Below are 19,818 nucleotides of genomic sequence, written 5' to 3'. Positions count from 1 at the left end.
CCACGGCCGGGGCGTGCGCGGCGCGACTTGTGAAGGCTCTTGACACCGTCCGGCGGCGCGTCAATTCTGTGCCCTGGCCAACCACTGTCGTGCGGCCGTACGGCCGGGGAGGCGACGATGCCCGCGGCACGAGAGCTCTTGCTGGACGCGGCCTTCACGGCGCTCGCCACCCGGCCCTGGCACGGGGTCCGGATGGTCGACGTCGCGGCGGCCGCCGGGGTCTCCCGGCAGACCCTCTACAACGAGTTCGGCAGCAAGGACGGCCTCGCGCGCGCCCTGGTGCGCCGGGAGGCCGAGGCGTTCCTCGCCGGGGTGGAGCACTCCCTCGCCGCCGTGCCGGAGACCGCCGACGCCGGGGACCGCTGCGCCGCCGCGGCCCTGTGGACGCTCCGGACGGCACGGGCGAACCCCTTCGTCCGCGCCGCGCTCACCGGCTGCCGCGGCGACCGGCTGCCGCCCGCCGCCGCGCCGTCCGTACCGGCGCCCCGCGCCGGGCGCGAGGGACGCCCGCCCCGGGGCGCGCTCGCACCGGGCGCCCTGGTCGAACGGATCCGCGACAGCGTGGCCGGCGCCGTGGGCGCCGACGCGCCCGGCCTGCCCTCCGACGCCGTGCCGCGCGCCTGCGAGGCGGCGGTCCGGCTGACCCTCTCGTACGTCATCGCCCCGGCCGCCCCGGACGAGGAGGTGGCGGCGGAGGTCGCCGGGCTGGTCCGGGCGCTGCTGGCCGAGCGATGAGGGCGGGCCCGGACCGGGCTCGGTGCCCGGTGCTCAGTGCGAGGAGCCGGACAGCTGGAGCCCGATCACCCCGACGATCACCAGGGAGATGGAGACGATCTTGAGGGTGGAGACCAGGTCGTCCAGGAAGACCATGCCGTAGATCGCCGTCCCGGCCGCGCCGATGCCCGTCCACACGGCGTAGGCCGGCCCGACGTCCAGCTTCTTCAGCGAGAGCGTCAGCAGGCCGAAGCTGCCGAGGGCGAAGGACGCGAACGCGATCGTGGGCCACAGCCGGGTGAAACCGTGGGAGAGCTTGAGACAGACGGCGAAGCCGGTCTCCAGGATTCCGGCGACGACGACCAGCAGCCACGCCATCAGATTGCCTCCCGTTCCGCGGACCGCCCCGTGCGCACCGGTGCTCTGCGCGTCCTTGCATGCCCTTGCCGCTGGAGGTCGCTCGCAAACGTGGGCGATCGTGAACGGGGACGATCGTGACGCGGGCGTCAGTCGCCCTCGCGGCGCTCCCGGGTCGCCAGCAGCCGCCGCAGGGAGTACAGCCGCTGGGGGTCGGCGTGGCCGTCGGCCACCCACTGGTCCAGCGCGCAGTCCTGCTCGTCGTGGCTGCAGGCGCGGGGGCAGCCCTCGGTGCCGGGCTCCAGGTCGGGGAAGGCGTGGATGACCCGCGCCGGGTCCACGTGGTGCAGCCCGAAGGACCGTACGCCCGGGGTGTCGATCACCCAGCCGGAACCGTCGGGCAGCGGCAGGGCCAGCGCCGAAGTGGTGGTGTGCCGGCCCCGGCCGGTGACCCGGTTGACATGGCCGGTGGCCCGCTGCCGGTCCGGAACGAGCGCGTTGACCAGCGTCGTCTTCCCGACGCCGGAGTGCCCGACGAACGCGGTGACGCGCCCCGCGAGCCGTTCGCGGACCTGGTCGGCGGCGTCCCCGTTCGCCAGCTCCTCGCGGTTGGTCACCACATAGGGCACGCCCAGCGAGCCGTAGGACTCCATCAGCGACTCGGCGGGCGCCAGGTCCGACTTGGTGAGCACCAGCAGCGGCTCCAGCCCGGCGTCGTACGCCGCCACCAGACAGCGGTCGATCAGCCGCGGGCGCGGCTCGGGGTCGGCCAGGGCGGTGACGATCGCCAGCTGGTCGGCGTTGGCGACGACCACTCGCTCGTACGGGTCGTCGTCGTCGGCCGTCCGGCGCAGCACGGAGCTGCGCTCCTCGACGCGCACGATCCGGGCGAGGGTGTCCTTGGCGCCGCTGAGGTCGCCGACGACGGCGACCCGGTCCCCGACGACGGCGCTCTTGCGGCCCAGCTCGCGGGCCTTCATCGCGGTGATCGTCCGGTCCTCGACCAGGACGGTCAGCCGGCCGCGGTCGACGGTGAGCACGAGGCCCTCGGCGGCGTCCTCGTGCTTGGGCCGGATGCTGGTGCGGGGGCGGTTGCCCTTGCGGTTGGGGCGGACGCGGACGTCGTCCTCGTCGGTGTGCTTGCCGTAGCGGCGCATGGTGCTTCCAGGTCTCTCAGCTTCTCGGCGCCGTCGTCGCCCCCGCGACGGAGCCGAGCATCCCGGTCCACAGCTCCGGGAAGTCGGGCAGGGTCTTGGCGGTGGTGGCCACGTTCTCCACCTGGACGCCCTCGACGGCGAGGCCGATGACGGCGGCGGCGGTGGCCAGCCGGTGGTCCTCGTAGGTGTGGAAGACGCCGCCGTGCAGCGGGCGCGGGCGGATGCGCAGGCCGTCCTCGGTCTCGGTGACGTCGCCGCCGAGCTCGTTGATCTCCTTGGCCAGGGCGGCGAGACGGTCGGTCTCGTGCAGCCGGAGGTGGGCGATGCCCCGCAGGACGGACTCGGAGTCGGCCAGCGCGGCGACCGCCGCGATCACCGGTGAAAGCTCACCGACGTCGTGGAGGTCGACGTCGATGCCGGTGATCCGGCCGGTGCCGGTGAAGGTCAGGCCGGCGTCGGTGAGCTCGCAGCGGCCGCCCATGGCGGTGAAGATCTCCCGGAGGGAGTCGCCGGGCTGGGTGGTGCGCTCGGGCCAGTCCGGGATGGTGACCCGGCCACCGGTGATCAGGGCGGCGGCCAGGAACGGCGCGGCGTTGGACAGGTCCGGCTCGACGACCAGGTCACGGCCGAGGAGAGCGCTGGGGGAGACCCGCCAGACGTTCGGCTCGCCACCGGACTCCGGGGTGTCGACCTGGGCGCCGGCCGCGCGCAGCATGTCCACGGTCATCCGGATGTGCGGCAGGGACGGCAGGGACGCGCCCATGTGCCGGACCTCGACGCCCTGGTTGAAGCGCGGGCCCGACAGCAGCAGCGCGCTGACGAACTGCGAGGACGAGGAGGCGTCGATCTCCACCGGGCCGCCGTCCAGGGCGCCGGCGCCGTGCACGGTCAGCGGCAGGGCGCCGCGGTCGTTGTCGTCGATGCGGGCGCCCAGCGCGCGCAGTGCGTCGATCACGCCGTGGAGGGGGCGCTCGTAGCTGCGGGGGTCGCCGTCGAAGCGGATGGGGCCGTCGGCGAGGGCCGCGACGGGCGGCAGGAAGCGCATGACGGTGCCGGCGTTGCCCACCAGGACCTCGGCCGGGCCGTGCAGCCGGGCGGGGATCACCCGCCAGGCCTCGCCGGTGTTGTCAGGGCCCCCCGCGACGGAGGAGCTGGACGACACTGTCTCCTCGATGCCGACGCCCATGGCGCGCAGCGCGTCGGCCATGAGGACGGTGTCGCGCGAGCGCAGCGGGCGGCGCACCCAGCCGGGCTCGGCGGCGAGCGCGGCCAGCACCAGGGCACGGTTGGTGACCGACTTCGATCCGGGCACGGTGACGGTCGCGTCGACGGCCCCGTTCGCGACGGGGGCGGGCCAGAGGTCGGTGTGCACGGGGCTCTCGGTCATGCCCTCACCTTAGTGGTTCGCCGCCGGTCACCGTCCGAGCAGCCAGCGGCCTCCCCCGGTCAGGGCGCACAGGGACACGACGTGGAAGAGGCCCAGCCACACCACCGGGGGGACGTTCGTCAGCCGTGCCAGCTGGTCCGCGTCCGAGTCGGGGGCGCCGCCGTGCCGCCGCTTGCGCTGGAGCTCGAAGGCCGGCCGGACGCCGCCCAGCAGCAGGAACCACACCACCCCGTAGGCGAACGCCGCCTGCACCTGCGGCCCGGCCAGCCAGGACACCAGGACGAACGCCGCCCCCGAGAGCACCACGGTCAGCGCCCCGTAGGCGTTGCGGATCATCACCAGCATCGCGGCGAGCAGCGCCGCCGCGCCCCACAGCAGCGCGGTGGTGTGCCCGGCCGCCAGCAGGGCGGCCCCGGCCAGGCCCAGCAGGGAGGGGGCCGGATAGCCGGCCGCCGCGGTCAGGATCATGCCGAGCCCGGTCGGCCGGCCCCGGGAGACGGTCAGCCCCGAGGTGTCGGAGTGCAGCCGGATGCCGTCCAGCCGGCGCCCGCTGAGGAGGGCGACGAGCGCGTGGCCGCCCTCGTGGGCGATGGTGATCGCGTTGCGGGTGACGCGCCAGACGCCGTAAGGGGCGACGGCGGCGAGGGCTATGACGCCGGTGGCGAGAACCAGCCAGAGCGAGGGGTGGGGCTGGGTGCCGACTACGCGGTTCCACAGGTCGGTGGCGGTGGTGCTGCTGTCCATCTGTGAGCCGCTCCTAGCGTCTTCGTGGCAGTGTGGCACCCATGTGCGGGCGATATGCGGCGAGTCGGCGGCCGGAGGACCTGGCCGGGCTCTTCGAGGTGGAGAAGTGGGTACCGGAGGAGACGCTGGCTCCGGACTGGAACGTGGCGCCGACGAAGAGCGTGTACGCGGTGCTCGAACGTCCTCTGAAAGACGCAGCGGACCGCCGTCCGGTTCGCCAGCTCCGGGCGCTGCGGTGGGGGCTGGTGCCGTCGTGGGCGAAGACGCCCGAGGGCGCGGCGAAGTTGATCAACGCCCGGGCGGAGACGGTCCACGAGAAGCCGTCCTTCCGGCGGGCCTTCGAGTCCCGGCGCTGTCTGCTCCCGGCGGACGGCTACTACGAGTGGGTCACCGGCGCGCAGGAGCGCGAGCTGGAGGAGAAGGGGCGCCGCAAGCGCGCCCGGAAGCAGCCGTACTTCGTCACGCCCGTCGACGGCTCGGTGATGGCGATGGCCGGGGTGTACGAGTTCTGGCGCGACCCGACGCTGCCGCCGGACCATCCGCGGGCCTGGTGGGCGACCTGCTCGGTGATAACCACCGAGGCGGAAACGGAGCCGTTCGCCATGGCGGCACCCTCCGTTTCAGCCGAGCCGGGCCCCAGCTCATTGGCGGAGATCCATCCGCGGATGCCGCTGCTGCTCACCCCCGACCGGTGGGACGCCTGGCTGGACCCCGCCCGTACGGACCCGGAGGAGCTGCGGGCGCTGCTGGCGCCCCCGCCTCCCGGGCTCGTCCGGGCGTACCCGGTCGCCACGGCGGTCAGCGACGTCCGCAACAACGGCCCCGAGCTGCTGACCGAGCTGGCGGCGCCGGAGGAGTCGACGCTGTTCTGAAGGCGCTGTTTTGAAGGGGCCGGGCGGCAGGATGGACCCGTGACGACAAAGATCGCTGAGACCGCGCAGGACGTGCCGACCCCCGCCGGAAACGCCCGTATCCACTGGTACCTCGCGCCGGACGCCCGCCTCGTGCTCGCCCTGGGGCATGGCGCGGGCGGGGGAGTGGAGGCCCGCGACCTCCGGGCGCTCGCCGCCGCCCTGCCCCTGGAGGGGGTCACCGTGGCCCTCGTCGAGCAGCCGTGGCGGGTGGCCGGCAAGAAGGTCGCCCCCGCCCCCAAGGCGCTGGACGAGGCGTGGCGGGCGCTGTGGCCCGCGCTCACCGCCCCCGGGCTGCCCGTCGTGGCGGGCGGCCGCAGCGCGGGGGCCCGGGTGGCGTGCCGGACGGCCGCGGAGCTGGGCGCGGCGGCCGTGCTCGCGCTGAGCTTCCCGCTGCACCCGCCGGGCAGGCCGGAGAAGTCCCGGGCCGACGAGCTGACCGGCGCGGGCCTGCCCACGCTCGTGGTGCAGGGCGCCCGCGACCCCTTCGGCCGTCCGGAGGAGTTCCCGCCGGGCGCCGAGCCGGTGGCGGTGCCGGCCGGGGACCACGGCTTCGCGGTGCCCAAAAAGGCGGACATCACCGAGACGGAGGCCCTGGCCGTGATCACCGAGGCCGTGGGGATGTGGCTCAAGGCGATCTGAGGGCCGTCCGGTCCGAGGGTCTCCCGAGGAACTTGACGATCTTCCGGAGAAGTTTCCTACCGCCGGGAATGATCCACGGGGGTGGGCTGTTGTGCGGTCTGTAGTCAGGTACGGCACAGACGAAGGAATGGGAGCTCCCCGCATGGGTTCGATCGCATGCCCGTCCCGCCCGCACACGGCCGACCCGGGATGGGCGGTCATGAGCATGGTGGATCCGGCCGTGGCTGGAGCGGCGGGCGGACCGGATCGTCGTCTATTCTCCGATTCGAGCGGGTCCGGCAAGGGCGCCGCCATGGTGTTGGAGGAGGTGGGTCCGGTAACTGGGACCGACGCGGAGAACACCGCGAGCGGGCGGAATGCCGAGACCGCGGCGGAGCGCAACGCCCGCTTCGAGCGCGACGCGCTGACCTTCCTCGACCAGATGTACTCGGCCGCGCTGCGCATGACGCGCAACGCCGCCGACGCCGAGGACCTGGTACAGGAGACGTACGCCAAGGCCTACGCGTCCTTCCACCAGTTCCGTGATGGCACCAACCTCAAGGCCTGGCTGTACCGCATCCTGACCAACACGTTCATCAACTCCTACCGCAAGAAGCAGCGCGAGCCGCTGCGCAGCGCGTCGGAGGAGATCGAGGACTGGCAGCTCGCGCGTGCCGAGTCGCACATGTCGACGGGACTGCGCTCCGCCGAGTCCCAGGCGCTCGACCACCTCCCCGACTCCGATGTCAAGGAGGCCCTCCAGGCCATTCCGGAGGAGTTCCGCATCGCGGTCTACCTGGCGGACGTCGAGGGCTTTGCGTACAAGGAGATCGCGGACATCATGGGTACCCCCATCGGCACGGTGATGTCCCGGCTGCACCGCGGCCGTCGTCAGCTGCGCGGCATGCTGGAGGACTACGCCCGCGAGCGCGGACTGGTCCCGGCCGGTGCCGCCCCCGCGCCGAACGGGGCCGACGCGTCGCACAACCGGAAAGGGTCGGACTCATGAGCTGCGGAGACCCGCACGAGACGGACTGCTCTGAAGTCCTCGACCATCTCTACGAGTTCCTCGATCACGAGATGCCCGACGGCAAGTGCGCCGAGTTCGAGGTGCACATCGACGAGTGCTCGCCCTGCCTGGAGAAGTACGGGCTGGAACAGGCCGTGAAGAAGCTCGTCAAGCGCTGCTGCGGCCACGACGACGTGCCGGCCGACCTCCGATCCAAGGTCATGGGCCGGATCGAGCTGATCCGTGCCGGGGAGGCCGTGCCGGAGCAGGACGTGGTCGCCGAGGCACGGGCTGCCGAGGCCGCGGAGGCCGCCGGGCGGCAGGACTGACCACCGGTCCGGCGTCGGCAGTAGGCCGACGTCGTTGATCCAAACCACCGCACCCGGGAACGTCACCCGAACGGACGGCGCAATACCAACGGGGCGGTTTTCCCGGCTCGGCTGAGCCTATTCTCCCCATCCAGACGCCAGGTCCAAGGGTCGGGGAGGACGCGCCATGGGGGCACTTCCGGCGGCGGCTCGCGTGTACATCGCGGGGGCCGTGCTCGCCGCCGCGCTGTGCGCCGTACCCGCCGTGCGGGACGCCTCGGCCGTGCCCTGGGGCGCGGTAGCGCTCCTCGCGGGCCTCTGCGTCGTCTCCGAGCGCCTGCCGCGCTGCCCGCTGACCGTGCCCGTGCTGCTCGCCGGGGCCTTTCTGCTGCCGCCCGGGGCCGCCGGGCTGGTGGCCGTGCCCGGCGCGCTCCTGGGGCGGGTCGGCCGGCGGCCCGTGTGGGTGCGGCGGCTGTGGCACGCGGCGCAGTTCTCCCTCGCCGCGAGCGCCGCCTCCTTCGTCCACGGGCTGGGCGGCCCGGCGTCCGCCCTGCCCTACGCCCTGCTGCCCGCGCTCGCCGCGGCGCTGACACTCGCCCTCGTCGTCACCGCGCTCGACGGCGGCGTCCTGGTCGCCGCCGAGGGCCGCTCCCCGCGCGCGGCCTGGGGTGCGTCGCTGCCGGGGGCGCTGGTGCCGCCGCTGCTCCACGGGCCGACGGGCCTGATGACGGCGCTCCTGTGGCACAGCGCGTACGGGCCCGTGGCGGCCCTGCTGGTGCTGCTCCCCATGTCCGTCTCCTCCTGGGTCCTGGACCGCTGCCGCCGTGAGCGCGCCGCGCACCAGGCGACGGTCCGGGCGCTGGTCCAGGCCGTCGACCTCAAGGACCGCTACACGCGCGGCCACAGCGAGCGCGTCGGCCGCGCGTCCGTGCTGATCGCCCGGGAGCTGGGCATCGCCGGCGACCGCCTGGAGGCCGTCCGCTTCGCCGGCACCCTCCACGATGTCGGCAAGCTCGGCGTCCCCACCCGGCTGCTCCGCAAGGACGGCCCGCTCACCGCGGAGGAGCGCCGCGTCATCGAGCTCCACCCCGAGTACGGGCACGAGATGGTGCGCGGCATCGGCTTCCTCGACGAGGCGCGCGACGCGATCCTCCACCACCACGAACGCTTGGACGGCGGGGGCTACCCCTATGGCCTGATGGGGCATCAGATCCCCGAGGTCGCCCGGGTGGTGGCCGTGGCGGACGCCTTCGACGCGATGACCTCCACCCGCAGCTACAGCCGCGCCCGCCCCGTCCCGGTGGCCCTGGCCGAGCTCCACCGCTGCTCGGGCTCCCACTTCGACCCCCGCATGGTCGCCGCCCTCTCCCGTGCACTCGACCGCCACGGCTGGTGCCCCGCGAGCCCTCGGGAACGCTGCCCGGAAGACGTCATTCCGCTCAGCCGAAACGTCCCTGTTGATCACCGTTCGCCTGCGGCGGGCTACGCGCACCCGGGCGGCCCGTCATGACGGCGGGCCGCCCCCCGTCCCGGCACCCGCGCCCGGGCGCTGCCGCGGAGTCCGCCGTACCGGGGGCACGGCGGCCGCCGGAGGCCACGCCCGCGGGCGAGTCGCCCAGGCCGGGCGCCGGGCCCGTCGCCCGGCCTGGGCGTCCAGCGTGTGGCCCCCCAGTGGCAGCCCAGGAGCCGGGGCCCGTACGGCCTGTACCTGGCGACGGGCCCCCGCCCGGCGACCGGGCGGGAGCCCCGGCGAGCGACCCGCCGGGGGCACCCACCGCGACGAGCCGCCCGCCGGGCGGGGGTGCCGCGCCCCCTGCGGTGGCCCCGGGCCGGCCCGGGGCGGCGACGCCGCAGGGCGCGTGGTGGCCGCTGGGCGCCGTGCCCGGGGTCGCGGCGGCACCCCGCGACCCCGTGCCGGACCTGCTTGGCACCCCGCTCCCGCAGGGCCCCGCGCCCGGCAGCGCGAACGCCCCCGGCGGCCGGGACACGCACCCCGCGCGGGCGCTGCCACGTGCGCGGCAGGCGGCGGGCGACGCCTCCGGAGGCGCGTCGGCACCCCCTGGCGCGAGCCGCCCGCCGGGCGCGAGCCTGGCGTACGGAGGCGCATCGGCACTTCCCGGCGCAAGCAGCCCGCCGGATGCGGACGTGGCGCATGCTCGTGCGTCGGCACCCTGCGGCCCGGGCGGCGGGCACCCCGTACGTTCCGCGCCGGGCGCCGTGCCCCCGGCCGGCTCTCGGGGCTCCGCGACGCCTCCCGGTCGTCCGGGGCGCCGGGAGCGGCGGGCGCCCGGTGTGCCGCTCGTGCGTGGCGTGCACGCGCTCGCCGGGGTCGCCGCGCTCGGGGCGCTCGTGTGGACCGCGTGGTGCGGGGTCGCGCAGCCGCAGGTGGCTCTCGCCTATGGGGTGCTCATCGCGTTGGGCGAGGCCGTGCGGCGGCGGCCGGCCGGGGCCGGCGGGGTGCGCGAGACCGCGCCCGTCGGATCGGCCGGAACCCTCGCGTACGCGCTGCTCGGCGAGATCGGCGGCGAACCCGCCTCGCACGGCGCGGCACAGGTCGTGGCCGTCGTGCTGGGCGCGACCCTCGCCGGAGCCGTCGGCCGGCCCCCCGCGCTGGACCGGATCGCCCGCCGCGTCCTGGGCGCCGGGTTCGCCGCCCTCTGCTTCCAGCCCCTCCACGCCTCCGGCGCCCTCGGCCCCCGGCTCGCCCACAGCCCGTGCTACCCCCTGTTCCTGCTGCTCCTCCTCGCCCTCACCGCCCTGTGCGACGCCGTCCTGGCGGCCGCCCTGACCCGCGCCCGCACCGGCGGCCCCTACGGCCCGGCGCTCCGCGAGGAGCTGCGCGCCCTGCCCGGCATCGGCTCGGCGATCGGCGCCACCGGCGTCGTACTGGCGCTGGCCGTGGCCGTCGCCGGCCTCTGGGCGCTGCCCGTGTTCTGCCTGCCGCTGCTGGTCACCCAGCTGTCCGTGCACCGCTACGAGGCCGTACGGGCCACCCGCCGGCAGACCGTCGCCTCCCTCGCCCGCGCCACCGAGATCGCTGGCTACACCCCCGCCGGGCACGCCCGCCGCGTGGCGGCGCTCGGCCGGGCCGTCGGCCGGGAACTGGGCCTGTCCGTCGCGGACCTCGCCGTCGTCGAGGAGGCGGCGCTGATGCACGACATCGGCCAGCTCTCCCTCCTCGAACCCGTGCCCGCCGGGGCCACCGAGCCGCTGCCCGCCGAGGAGCGCCGCCGGATCGCCCTGCTGGGCGGCGCCGTGGTGCGGCAGACCGGCGTACCGCCAGAAGTCGCACTGGTGGTCGAGCGCCAGGCGGATCCCTACCGGGACCAGCCGCTCACCGCCCGTATCGTCCGGACGGTCAACGCCTACGACGACCTCGCGGGCGACCCGGCGTGCGGCCCGTTGCGCGCGCTGGAGCGGCTGCGCCTGGCCACCGCGCACGACCACGAGCCCCGGGTGGTGGAGGCGCTCGCGAGGGTGCTCGCGCGGGGCGGCCCGCACCACCGCACTCGCGGGAGTGCGGGCGAACCGGGACTAGTCCGCCGAACCCACGGGTAATGAGCGGGCGTCCGGAGGGGCATGGTTGGATGCGAAGAAGACAAAGAGAATGGCGAGAACGCGGAAATCGGGGGGTGTCATGCGCGTCGTCGTCGGCAAGGAGACGGTGAGGGCGGCAGCGTTCCCCGGAACCCATGGGGTGGGGCGGGCAGTCGTCAGGGAGGACGGCGGCCGCCACCCGGTCCATCCGGCGTGGTCGCACGCGGAACACGCAGAAACCGGCAGGCGGGAATCGTGAGGATCTTCGGCAGGGTACGGCACCGGCCTTCCGCCTCGTGGCGGCAGGCCACCGACCGTGCCTTCACGCTCATCGGCGACGGCCGGTACGAGGACGCGGGCGCGCTGCTGACGCGGGCCGCCGACATGGAGCCCTGGCTCTCCGAGTCGTGGTTCAACCTCGCCCTGCTGCACAAATTCCGGCACGACTGGGAGCAGGCCCGCGCCGCCGGCCTGCGCGCGGTGGCCCTGCTCGACCGCGAGGCCGGCGCTCCCGACTGGTGGAACGTGGGCATCGCCGCCACCGCCCTCCAGGACTGGCCGCTGGCCCGCCGCGCCTGGCAGGCCTACGGGCTCAAGGTGCCCGGCGACGGCGGCCCGGCCGGTGAGCCGGCCGGCATGGAGCTGGGCAGCGCGGCCGTGCGGCTCTCCCCGGAGGGCGAGGCCGAGGTCGTCTGGGGCCGCCGGCTCGACCCGGCGCGCATAGAGGTGCTCTCCATCCCGCTGCCGTCCTCCGGCCGCCGCTGGGGCGAGGTCGTCCTCCACGACGGCGTCCCGCACGGCGAGCGCGTCACCGCCGCCGGGCCCGCCTACCCGGTCTTCGACGAGATCGAGCTGTGGGCCCCCTCGCCCGTCCCCACCTGGGTCGTGCTGCTGGAGGCCGCCACCGAGGCCGACCGGGACGCCCTGGAGCGGCTCGCGGCCGACGCGGGCTTCGCCGCCGAGGACTGGTCCTCCTCCGTACGCCTGCTGTGCCGTACGTGCTCGGAGAGCCGGATGCCCAGCGACGAGGGCGACGGCGAGCACCTCGACCCCCACGACCACAGCGAGCCCGGCCACCCCGGCCCGCTCGGCCACCGCACGGCAGGCTCCGGCTCCGGATCCCTGTGGGTGCCCGAGCGCGAGTGCGGCATCGCGGCCCCGCCCGGCCTGGTGCGCGGCCTGCTGGACGGCTGGGTCGCCGACAGCCCCGACACCCGTGAGTGGCGGGATCTCGAAGAGGTCTGCTGAGCTCGCGCCCCGGCCCCCGTACCCTGTATGGGGCCCGGTGGATTCAGGGCACGATATTGCTTTCGGGTTGTGAGAGAGGCGTACGGCGGAGATGTCGCAGCAAGACACTGAGCAGTCGGTGAACGACGAGCCGAAGAGCGAGTTCATCGTGGACACCGAGGACTGCGAGGAGCGCGAGAGCGCCCACCGCGAGCGGGGCACCTCCCGTCCGATCACCGTCGTCGGCAACCCGGTCCTCCACAAGGAGTGCCAGGACGTCACCGAGTTCGACGAGAAGCTCGCGCAGCTGATCGACGACATGTTCGCCAGCCAGCGCACCGCCGAGGGCGTCGGCCTCGCCGCCAACCAGATCGGCGTCGACCTCAAGGTCTTCGTCTACGACTGCCCCGACGACGAGGGCGTCCGCCACGTCGGCCACGTGATCAACCCCGTCCTGGACGAGCTGCCGGCCGAGCGCCGCGTCCTGGACGACTCCAACGAGGGCTGCCTGTCCGTGCCGACGGCCTACGCCGCCCTCGCCCGCCCCGACTACGCCGTCGTGCGCGGTCAGGACATGCACGGCAACCCGATCGCCGTCGAGGGCACGGGCTACTTCGCCCGCTGCCTCCAGCACGAGACGGACCACCTGTACGGCTACCTGTACATCGACCGCCTGTCGAAGCGGGACCGCAAGGACGCGCTTCGGCAGATGGCGGAGGGTACGCCGCGGTACGCGGTCGTTTCCAACGACTGACGTCGTGACGTGACGAAGGGCCCGTACGGAACGTGTTCCGTACGGGCCCTTCGTTGTCCTGCCACCGCGGGCCGGTGGGGGCTGGTCGCGCAGCTCCCCGCGCCCCTTACGGGGCGCGGTTCACCGTCCTAGAACTCGTCGTCGAAGGAGACCGAACCCTCGACCGCCACCTGGTACGCGGACGCGCGGCGCTCGAAGAAGTTGGTCAGCTCCTGGACGTTCTGGAGCTCCATGAAGGAGAAAGGGTTCTCCGAGCCGAACACCGGGGCGATGCCCAGGCGCTGGAGGCGCTGGTCGGCGACGGTCTGGAGGTACTCGCGCATGGAGTCGGTGTTCATGCCCGGCAGGCCGTCACCGCACAGGTCGCGGGCGAACTGCAGCTCGCACTCGACGGCCTCCTTGAGCATGTCGGTGACCTGCTGCTGGAGCTCGTCGTCGAAGAGGTCCGGCTCCTCCTCGCGGACGGTGTCCACGACGGAGAACGCGAAGTCCATGTGCATGGACTCGTCGCGGAACACCCAGTTGGTGCCGGTCGCCAGGCCGTGCAGCAGACCGCGGCTGCGGAACCAGTACACGTAGGCGAAGGCGCCGTAGAAGAACAGGCCCTCGATGCACGCGGCGAAGCAGATCAGGTTGAGCAGGAAGCGACGGCGGTCGGCCTTCGTCTCCAGGCGCTCCAGCTTCTCGACCTCGTTGATCCACTTGAAGCAGAACTGGGCCTTCTCGCGGATGGAGGGGATGTTCTCCACCGCGTCGAACGCCGCGGCGCGGTCGTCCGGGTCGGGCAGGTAGGTGTCGAGCAGCGTCAGATAGAACTGGACGTGCACGGCCTCCTCGAACAGCTGCCGCGACAGGTACAGGCGCGCCTCGGGCGAGTTGATGTGCTTGTACAGCGTCAGCACGAGGTTGTTCGCCACGATCGAGTCGCCGGTCGCGAAGAACGCGACCAGACGGCCGATCATGTGCTGCTCACCCGGGGACAGCTTGGCGAGGTCGGCGACGTCCGAGTGGAGGTCGACCTCCTCGACGGTCCAGGTGTTCTTGATCGCGTCGCGGTACCGGTCGTAGAAGTCCGGGTAGCGCATGGGGCGCAGGGTCAGCTCGAAGCCCGGGTCGAGCAGGTTCTTGGCGCGTTCGGTCGACATTACTGGCAGGCCTCGCAGGACTCGGGGTTCTCAAGGGAGCAGGCGATGGCGTCCGCGTCGGGCGCGGCCTGCTGCACCGGGATGGTGGTCGCGGCGGCCGAGGAGGACGCGGCGCGGGCGATCCGGGTCGCCGGGCGGGAGCGCAGGTAGTACGTCGTCTTGATGCCCTGCTTCCAGGCGTACGCGTACATCGAGCTGAGCTTGCCGATGGTCGGCGAGGCCATGAACAGGTTCAGCGACTGGCTCTGGTCCAGGTACGGCGTACGGGCCGCGGCCATGTCGATCAGGGCGCGCTGCGGGATCTCCCAGGCCGTGCGGTACAGGTCGCGGACGTCCTGCGGGATCCACTTCATGTCCTGGACGGAGCCGTTGGCCTCGGTCATGGCCTCGCGGGTGGCGCGGTCCCACACGCCGAGCTTCTTGAGGTCCTCCACCAGGTAGGTGTTGACCTGGAGGAACTCACCCGAGAGCGTCTCGCGCTTGAACAGGTTGGAGACCTGCGGCTCGATGCACTCGTAGACGCCGGCGATGGAGGCGATGGTCGCCGTCGGGGCGATGGCGAGCAGCAGCGAGTTGCGCATGCCGACCTGGCCGATGCGGGCGCGCAGCGCCTCCCAGCGGTCCTCCCACGCGGCGACGGCGTTGGGGTAGTGGTCCGGGTGGAGCACACCGCGGGCGGTGCGGGTCGCGGCCCAGGCCGGGTGGGGGCCGTGGCGCTCGGCGAGGTCCGCGGAGGCCTCGTACGCCGCGAGCATGATCCGCTCGGAGATCTTGGTGGACAGGGCCTTCGCCTCGGGGGAGTCGAAGGGCATGCGCAGGCGGAAGAAGACGTCCTGCAGACCCATCAGGCCCAGGCCCACCGGGCGCCAGCGGCTGTTGGAGCTGCCGGCCTGCTCGGTCGGGTAGAAGTTGATGTCCACGACGCGGTCGAGGAAGGTGACGGCCGTACGGACCGTACGGTCGAGCTTCTCCCAGTCCATCTCGCCGTCGGCGCCGAGGTGCTGCGCGAGGTTGACCGAGCCCAGGTTGCAGACCGCGGTCTCGCCGTCGTTGGTGACCTCGAGGATCTCGGTGCAGAGGTTCGAGGAGTGGACGACCGCGCCCTTCTCGGCCGTCTGGTTGGCCGTGCGGTTGGCGGCGTCCTTGAAGGTCATCCAGCCGTTGCCGGTCTGCGCGAGGGTGCGCATCATCCGGGCGTAGAGCACCCGCGCCGGGATGGTCTTGACGGCCTTGCCCGCGGCCTCGTAGGCGCGGTAGGCGGCGTCGAACTCGTCGCCGTAGAGGTCGACCAGGTCCGGGGTGTCGGCGGGGGAGAAGAGCGACCAGTCCGCGTCCGTCTCGACGCGGCGCATGAACTCGTCCGGGATCCAGTGCGCGATGTTGAGGTTGTGGGTGCGGCGGGCCTCCTCACCGGTGTTGTCGCGGAGCTCCAGGAACTCCTCGATGTCGGCGTGCCAGGTCTCCAGGTAGACACAGGCCGCGCCCTTGCGCCGGCCGCCCTGGTTGACGGCGGCGACGGAGGCGTCGAGGGTGCGCAGGAACGGCACGATGCCGTTGGAGTGACCGTTGGTGCCCCGGATCAGCGAGCCGCGCGAGCGGATGCGCGAGTACGACAGGCCGATGCCGCCCGCGTGCTTCGACAGGCGCGCCACCTGGTGGTAGCGGTCGTAGATGGAGTCCAGCTCGTCCAGCGGGGAGTCCAGCAGGTAGCAGGACGACATCTGCGGGTGGCGGGTGCCGGAGTTGAACAGCGTCGGGGAGGACGGCAGGTACGAGAGGGTGCTCGTCAGCCGGTACAGCTCCGCGACGTCCTCCAGGGCCCGCTCCGAGTGGTCCTCGGCGAGGCCGCAGGCGACGCGCAGCAGGAAGTGCTGCGGGGTCTCGATCACGTCGCGGTGGATCGGGTGGCGCAGCAGGTAGCGGCTGTGCAGGGTGCGCAGGCCGAAGTAGCCGAAGCGGTCGTCCGCGCCGTCCGTGAGGGCGGTCTCGACGAGGGCGTCCAGGCGTGCGGCGTGGGTGCGCACGAAGGCGGCCGTGTCGTCGGCGATGAGCCCCTCGCGGTGCCCGACCTCGACGGAGGCGGAGAAGGAGGTGGCGCCCTGGCCGGCCGCCTCGTCGGCGATGGCCAGGGTGAGCAGGCGCGCGGCGAGCTTGGAGTACTCCGGCTCCTCGGCGATGAGGCCGGCGGCGGCCTCGGTGGCGAGGGAGCGCAACTCGGCGTCGTCCGCGGCGGCGCTGCGGCCGCGCAGCGCGGCGGCGGCGACCTTGCCCGGGTCGGTGGCCGGAAGGTCGGCGGTGAGGTCGGTCAGGGTGCGCAGGAGCGCGGTCCCGGGGCCGCCGGTCGCTTCCGCATTCGCTGAGACCGGAGCTGAAACCGGATCTGCGGGCGCGATGGTCACTGAGGCTCTCCCTCGCTCGGCTGGGTGGGCCGGGCGGGAGAGCGAGGGGCGCGCACGCGCATGCCACTTGCACCAGGGCATGCCTCGTAGGCGTCCATCGACCCAACCCGCGGGGCCCGGACGAATTCAACGCCCATGGCCGAGCCGGGGCAGGCTCGGTGGTGGGCGCGCTGTCGGCAGGTCGTCGGACTTCAGGTGCGCTGGGTATATGCGCACACATACACCGTTGCGGGACAGTTCCGGATTTCCACCGGATTCCCCTGCGACGACAGCGGAGACGAGCATACATCTAGTGCCGGGTCTCGCACGCGCCCCCACATGTTGTGTCGTCGCGTCATGAAGCGGTCGCGGAATGTGCTAACGGGCGTCCCTGGCAGGGCAAGAGAAGAGGACCGCCACGCCCCCTGGACGGGGATGTGGCGGCCCTCCGGAGGACCCCTGGGAGATGGTTCCGGGGGCGGCGGGTCAGTGCCCGCCGGGGGCTCCTGCGGTGGCCGGCGGGAGGTCCGCGCGGACGCCCGGGTCACCGGCGTCGGCCGTGTAGTCCGAGGGCCGGGTCCGGTCCTCGCCGTCGGGCACCTTCAGCGCCTTGAGGGCGACGGTGGCGACGATGACGACGATCACGTTGAGAAGGAAGGCGGTGAGCCCGATATATCCCTTTTCTCCGATGAGGGGGATGAGGTTGGTGTTCCCGAAGTGATCCTGGGTGGCGCTCGGCGTGGCGTAGGCCCGCCAGGTCCCGTACGCCATGCCGGCCGCCCAGCCCGCGAGCAGCGCCCAGCGGTGGGGCCAGCGGGTGAAGAGCCCGCCGACGAGCGCGGGCACGGTCTGGAGGATCCAGATGCCGCCCAGCAGCTGGAAATTGATGGCGACCGTTTTGTCCATGGTGAGGACGAAAACGAGCGCGCCGACCTTGACCAGCAGGGAAGCGAGCTTGGACACCTTCGCCTCGTGTTCGGGGGAGGCGTCCGGTTTGAGGAAGTCCTTGTAGATGTTGCGGGTGAAGAGATTTGCGGCGGCGATCGACATGATGGCCGCCGGGACGAGCGCGCCGATGCCGATCGCGGCGAAGGCCACCCCGGTGAACCAGTCCGGGAACATGTCCTCGAAGAGCTGGGGGATCGCCAGCTGGCCGTTCTTCACCTTCACCCCGGCGGCGATGGCCATGAAGCCGAGCATCGCCAGCAGGCCCAGCATCAGGGAGTAGAGGGGAAGGATGGTGGTGTTCCGGCGGATGACATTGCGGCTCCTGCTGGAGAGGACCGCCGTCACCGAGTGCGGGTAGAGGAAGAGCGCCATCGCCGAGCCGAGCGCCAGCGTCGCGTACGCCCACTGCGTCTCCGCGCCCGGTATCAGCGAACCCCGGGGTTTCCCGGTCGCGGGATTCTCGGTCGCGAACGCTTCGCCGGCCTTGCTGAAGATGTGCTCGAAGCCGCCCAGTTTGATCGGTATGTAGATGATCGCCACGATGATCACGATGTAGATCAGCGCGTCCTTGACGAAGGCGATCAGCGCGGGGGCGCGCAGCCCGGAGGAGTAGGTGTACGCCGCGAGCACGCCGAAGGCGATGAGGAGCGGCAGGTCCTTGACGAACCAGTTGGCGTTCTCGCCGCCGCCGACGCCCATGACGTCGAGCACCGCCTGGATGCCGACCAGTTGCAGCGCGATGTACGGCATCGTGGCCAGGATCCCCGTCACCGCGAGGGCGAGGGAGAGGCCCCGGGAGCCGAACCGGCCCCGGACGAAGTCCGACGACGTCACATAGCCGTGCCGGTGCGCCACCGACCACAGGCGGGGCAGGAAGGTGAAGACCAGCGGGTAGGTGATGATCGTGTACGGCACGGCGAAGAAGCCGGCCGCGCCCGCCGCGTAGATCGCCGCCGGTACCGCCACGAACGTATAGGCGGTGTAGAGGTCCCCGCCCAGCAGGAACCAGGTGACCCAGGTGCCGAAGGACCGGCCGCCCAGGCCCCATTCGTCGAGGTTGTCGGCATTCTCGGCCTTTCGCCAACGGGCGGCGAGGAAGCCCATGACCGTGACGACGACGAAGAAGAAGAGGAAGACGGCGAGTGCCACGCCGTTCACACCGTCCTTCACCCTTTCTCACCTCCTGTGTGCCGCTCCCGCCGGGCCGTCTCCTCACGCCGACGCACGATGACGTAGGCGATGACGGTGAGGAGGGTGGACACCAGCACCCAGAGCATCTGGTACCAGTAGAAGAAGGGGATGCCGATGAGGGCCGGGGTGAGCCTGGCGTAGGAGTCCACCCAGAGCATCGCCACGAAGGGGATGGCGAGGCATACTCCCGCGACGATCAGCGGGACGGTCAAGACCGGGTTGCGTACGGTCAAGAGTGGTTTATGGCCGTCCTCGGCGGCTTGTGCGGCCGCGCGGCCGGGTGGATGCTCGGGTGGTTCCGACATGCGGTGACTCCGTCCCCTGTGCGATCACTTGCCGTAATGCGCTGGAAATCTAGGTGAGGGCGCCTCCGGGCGTCACCCCCTTTCCGGATATCGGAATGGCAACACCAGCTGGGGCGCGGGCGGAATCCCATCGTCCGGACGGTGGTTGGTGGCGGGCCGCGTACATGTGGCGTCAAGTCGCCTTGTGCGGGCCCGGGTTGTCCAGTATTTGACGAAACTTCAGTCTGTCATCGACGGGTAATGCGCAGGTAAAGTGTTTGTCGCGGCGGCCGGGCAGAATCGAGCCCCGGCAGCCGGTGCGCCCCGAAGCAGTGGCCCCGGCACGCCGCATCCGGACACCGGGTCCCCCGGTGTCCGTCGCTCTTGATCCGACCCGACCACACCGTGCCCGGCGCGTCCCCACACGCGTCACGGGCGCAGGAGGCAGGCCCATCATGAAGTCGCTCATAGCCCACGCCCGTTCCTTCGCGGCCCACGTCGCGGACTCCGAACGCGCCGAGAGCTTCCGTGCCCTCCAAGCCGGCCAGTCGCCGGAAGCGCTGTTCATCACCTGCTCCGACTCGCGCGTCGTCCCCTCGCTCATCACCGGCGCCCGCCCCGGGGAACTCTTCGAACTCCGCACCGCCGGCAACATCGTTCCCGAGTACGCCGACGGCCGCCCCATGGGCGAGACCGCCACCATCGAGTACGCGGTGCGCGTGCTCGGCGTCCGCGACATCGTCGTCTGCGGCCACTCCCACTGCGGCGCGATCAGCGCCCTCGTCCAGGGCGACGACCTCTCCGCCGCCCCCGCGGTCCGCGACTGGCTCGCGACCCAGGCGGCCGGTTCGTCCTTCGGCGCCGACCTCGCCGACCTCGCCGAAGCGGTCCAGCGCCACGCCGTGGCCCAGCTCGACCGGCTGCGCACCTACCCGTGCGTCCGCGAACGCATCGAGGAAGGGCTGCTCTCCCTCCACGCCTGGTACTACGAGGTCCACACGGGTGCGGTCCGTGCGCACCGGCCGGGCGGCGGCAGCCGTACGTTCGGGCCCCTCTGAGGCGGGCGGGCGCTCCTACGACGCAAGGCAAGCGGACCTTTTTCGCGCCGCGGGAGCCTCTCCCGCTCCCGCGGCGCGAGCGACACCC

At 72.7% G+C, this 19,818-nt stretch carries 18 protein-coding genes and 1 riboswitch; of the genes, 10 read left to right on the top strand and 8 right to left on the bottom strand.

The genetic code is table 11. The features are described 5' to 3' along the window. The first annotated feature begins 117 nt into the window (after positions 1-117). Positions 118-735: a TetR family transcriptional regulator gene (locus ACFYZR_RS29790; protein WP_391915894.1), complete on the top strand. Its 618-nt coding sequence runs from the start codon at positions 118-120 to the stop codon at positions 733-735. Between the two features lie 33 nt (positions 736-768). Here the strand turns inward: ACFYZR_RS29790 and ACFYZR_RS29785 are convergent, their stop codons facing one another. The 4 genes from ACFYZR_RS29785 to ACFYZR_RS29770 form a co-directional block, all read right to left on the bottom strand. Further along, positions 769-1,092, bottom strand: coding sequence for a multidrug efflux SMR transporter (locus tag ACFYZR_RS29785; RefSeq protein WP_126915949.1), 324 nt, complete (start codon positions 1,090-1,092; stop codon positions 769-771). Positions 1,093-1,220: 128 nt separating this feature from the next. Continuing rightward, positions 1,221-2,228, bottom strand: coding sequence for a ribosome small subunit-dependent GTPase A (gene rsgA / locus ACFYZR_RS29780; RefSeq protein WP_391915890.1), 1,008 nt, complete (start codon positions 2,226-2,228; stop codon positions 1,221-1,223). Between the two features lie 16 nt (positions 2,229-2,244). Beyond that, positions 2,245-3,615: a 3-phosphoshikimate 1-carboxyvinyltransferase gene (aroA, locus tag ACFYZR_RS29775; protein WP_391915888.1), complete on the bottom strand. Its 1,371-nt coding sequence runs from the start codon at positions 3,613-3,615 to the stop codon at positions 2,245-2,247. Between the two features lie 27 nt (positions 3,616-3,642). Next, positions 3,643-4,359 (bottom strand): M50 family metallopeptidase, encoded by a 717-nt coding sequence (locus ACFYZR_RS29770; protein WP_391915886.1) that lies wholly within the window; start codon positions 4,357-4,359, stop codon positions 3,643-3,645. Positions 4,360-4,400: 41 nt separating this feature from the next. On the opposite strand from ACFYZR_RS29770, the gene ACFYZR_RS29765 reads away from it, so the two are divergent. From ACFYZR_RS29765 to def, 8 genes are all read left to right on the top strand, one after another. After that, a complete protein-coding gene (locus tag ACFYZR_RS29765) occupies positions 4,401-5,231 on the top strand; it encodes an SOS response-associated peptidase (RefSeq protein WP_391915883.1) in 831 nt (276 codons plus the stop codon). Between the two features lie 39 nt (positions 5,232-5,270). Further along, entirely contained in the window at positions 5,271-5,912 is a 642-nt protein-coding gene (locus tag ACFYZR_RS29760) for an alpha/beta family hydrolase (protein ID WP_391915880.1), read from the top strand. Between the two features lie 307 nt (positions 5,913-6,219). Continuing rightward, positions 6,220-6,900, top strand: a complete 681-nt coding sequence (locus tag ACFYZR_RS29755) for a sigma-70 family RNA polymerase sigma factor (protein ID WP_391916051.1) — start codon at positions 6,220-6,222, stop codon at positions 6,898-6,900. Further along, positions 6,897-7,229 carry a mycothiol system anti-sigma-R factor gene (rsrA, locus tag ACFYZR_RS29750; RefSeq protein WP_361704671.1) on the top strand — a complete coding sequence of 111 codons (333 nt, stop codon included), beginning with the start codon at positions 6,897-6,899 and terminating at the stop codon, positions 7,227-7,229. The genes ACFYZR_RS29755 and rsrA overlap by 4 nt, the downstream gene beginning before the upstream one ends. A 166-nt stretch (positions 7,230-7,395) precedes the next feature. After that, on the top strand, positions 7,396-8,718 hold the full coding sequence (locus ACFYZR_RS29745; protein WP_391915877.1) for an HD-GYP domain-containing protein: 1,323 nt from the start codon (positions 7,396-7,398) through the stop codon (positions 8,716-8,718). Positions 8,719-9,500: 782 nt separating this feature from the next. Further along, a complete protein-coding gene (locus ACFYZR_RS29740) occupies positions 9,501-10,766 on the top strand; it encodes an HD-GYP domain-containing protein (RefSeq protein WP_391915874.1) in 1,266 nt (421 codons plus the stop codon). 234 nt (positions 10,767-11,000) lie between these two features. Next, on the top strand, positions 11,001-11,993 hold the full coding sequence (locus tag ACFYZR_RS29735; protein ID WP_391915872.1) for a tetratricopeptide repeat protein: 993 nt from the start codon (positions 11,001-11,003) through the stop codon (positions 11,991-11,993). Between the two features lie 91 nt (positions 11,994-12,084). Then, a complete protein-coding gene (def, locus tag ACFYZR_RS29730; RefSeq protein WP_391915870.1) occupies positions 12,085-12,726 on the top strand; it encodes a peptide deformylase in 642 nt (213 codons plus the stop codon). Between the two features lie 128 nt (positions 12,727-12,854). Here the strand turns inward: def and ACFYZR_RS29725 are convergent, their stop codons facing one another. The 4 genes from ACFYZR_RS29725 to ACFYZR_RS29710 all read right to left on the bottom strand — a co-directional run bounded on the left by ACFYZR_RS29725 (position 12,855) and on the right by ACFYZR_RS29710 (position 18,621). Further along, the gene (locus ACFYZR_RS29725; protein ID WP_391915867.1) at positions 12,855-13,871 is read right to left on the bottom strand and encodes a ribonucleotide-diphosphate reductase subunit beta; all 1,017 of its coding nucleotides are present in this window, start codon (positions 13,869-13,871) and stop codon (positions 12,855-12,857) included. After that, on the bottom strand, positions 13,871-16,270 hold the full coding sequence (locus ACFYZR_RS29720) for a ribonucleoside-diphosphate reductase subunit alpha (protein WP_391915865.1): 2,400 nt from the start codon (positions 16,268-16,270) through the stop codon (positions 13,871-13,873). The genes ACFYZR_RS29725 and ACFYZR_RS29720 overlap by 1 nt, the downstream gene beginning before the upstream one ends. A 157-nt stretch (positions 16,271-16,427) precedes the next feature. Beyond that, positions 16,428-16,572, bottom strand: a riboswitch (cobalamin riboswitch). Positions 16,573-16,735: 163 nt separating this feature from the next. Then, positions 16,736-18,367, bottom strand: a complete 1,632-nt coding sequence (mctP, locus tag ACFYZR_RS29715) for a monocarboxylate uptake permease MctP (RefSeq protein WP_391915862.1) — start codon at positions 18,365-18,367, stop codon at positions 16,736-16,738. Next, positions 18,364-18,621, bottom strand: a complete 258-nt coding sequence (locus ACFYZR_RS29710; RefSeq protein WP_391915860.1) for a DUF3311 domain-containing protein — start codon at positions 18,619-18,621, stop codon at positions 18,364-18,366. The genes mctP and ACFYZR_RS29710 overlap by 4 nt, the downstream gene beginning before the upstream one ends. Positions 18,622-19,127: 506 nt before the next feature. Between ACFYZR_RS29710 and ACFYZR_RS29705 the strand changes: the two genes are divergently transcribed. Beyond that, positions 19,128-19,730 (top strand): carbonic anhydrase, encoded by a 603-nt coding sequence (locus tag ACFYZR_RS29705; protein ID WP_391915858.1) that lies wholly within the window; start codon positions 19,128-19,130, stop codon positions 19,728-19,730. Positions 19,731-19,818: the final 88 nt, after the last annotated feature.

The sequence above is a fragment of the Streptomyces sp. NPDC001678 genome (genome assembly GCF_042892945.1).
Classification (GTDB): Bacteria; Actinomycetota; Actinomycetes; order Streptomycetales; family Streptomycetaceae; genus Streptomyces.
The sequence above is the reverse complement of the archived record's forward strand: the minus strand, read 5'-3'. Positions and strand labels throughout refer to the sequence as shown.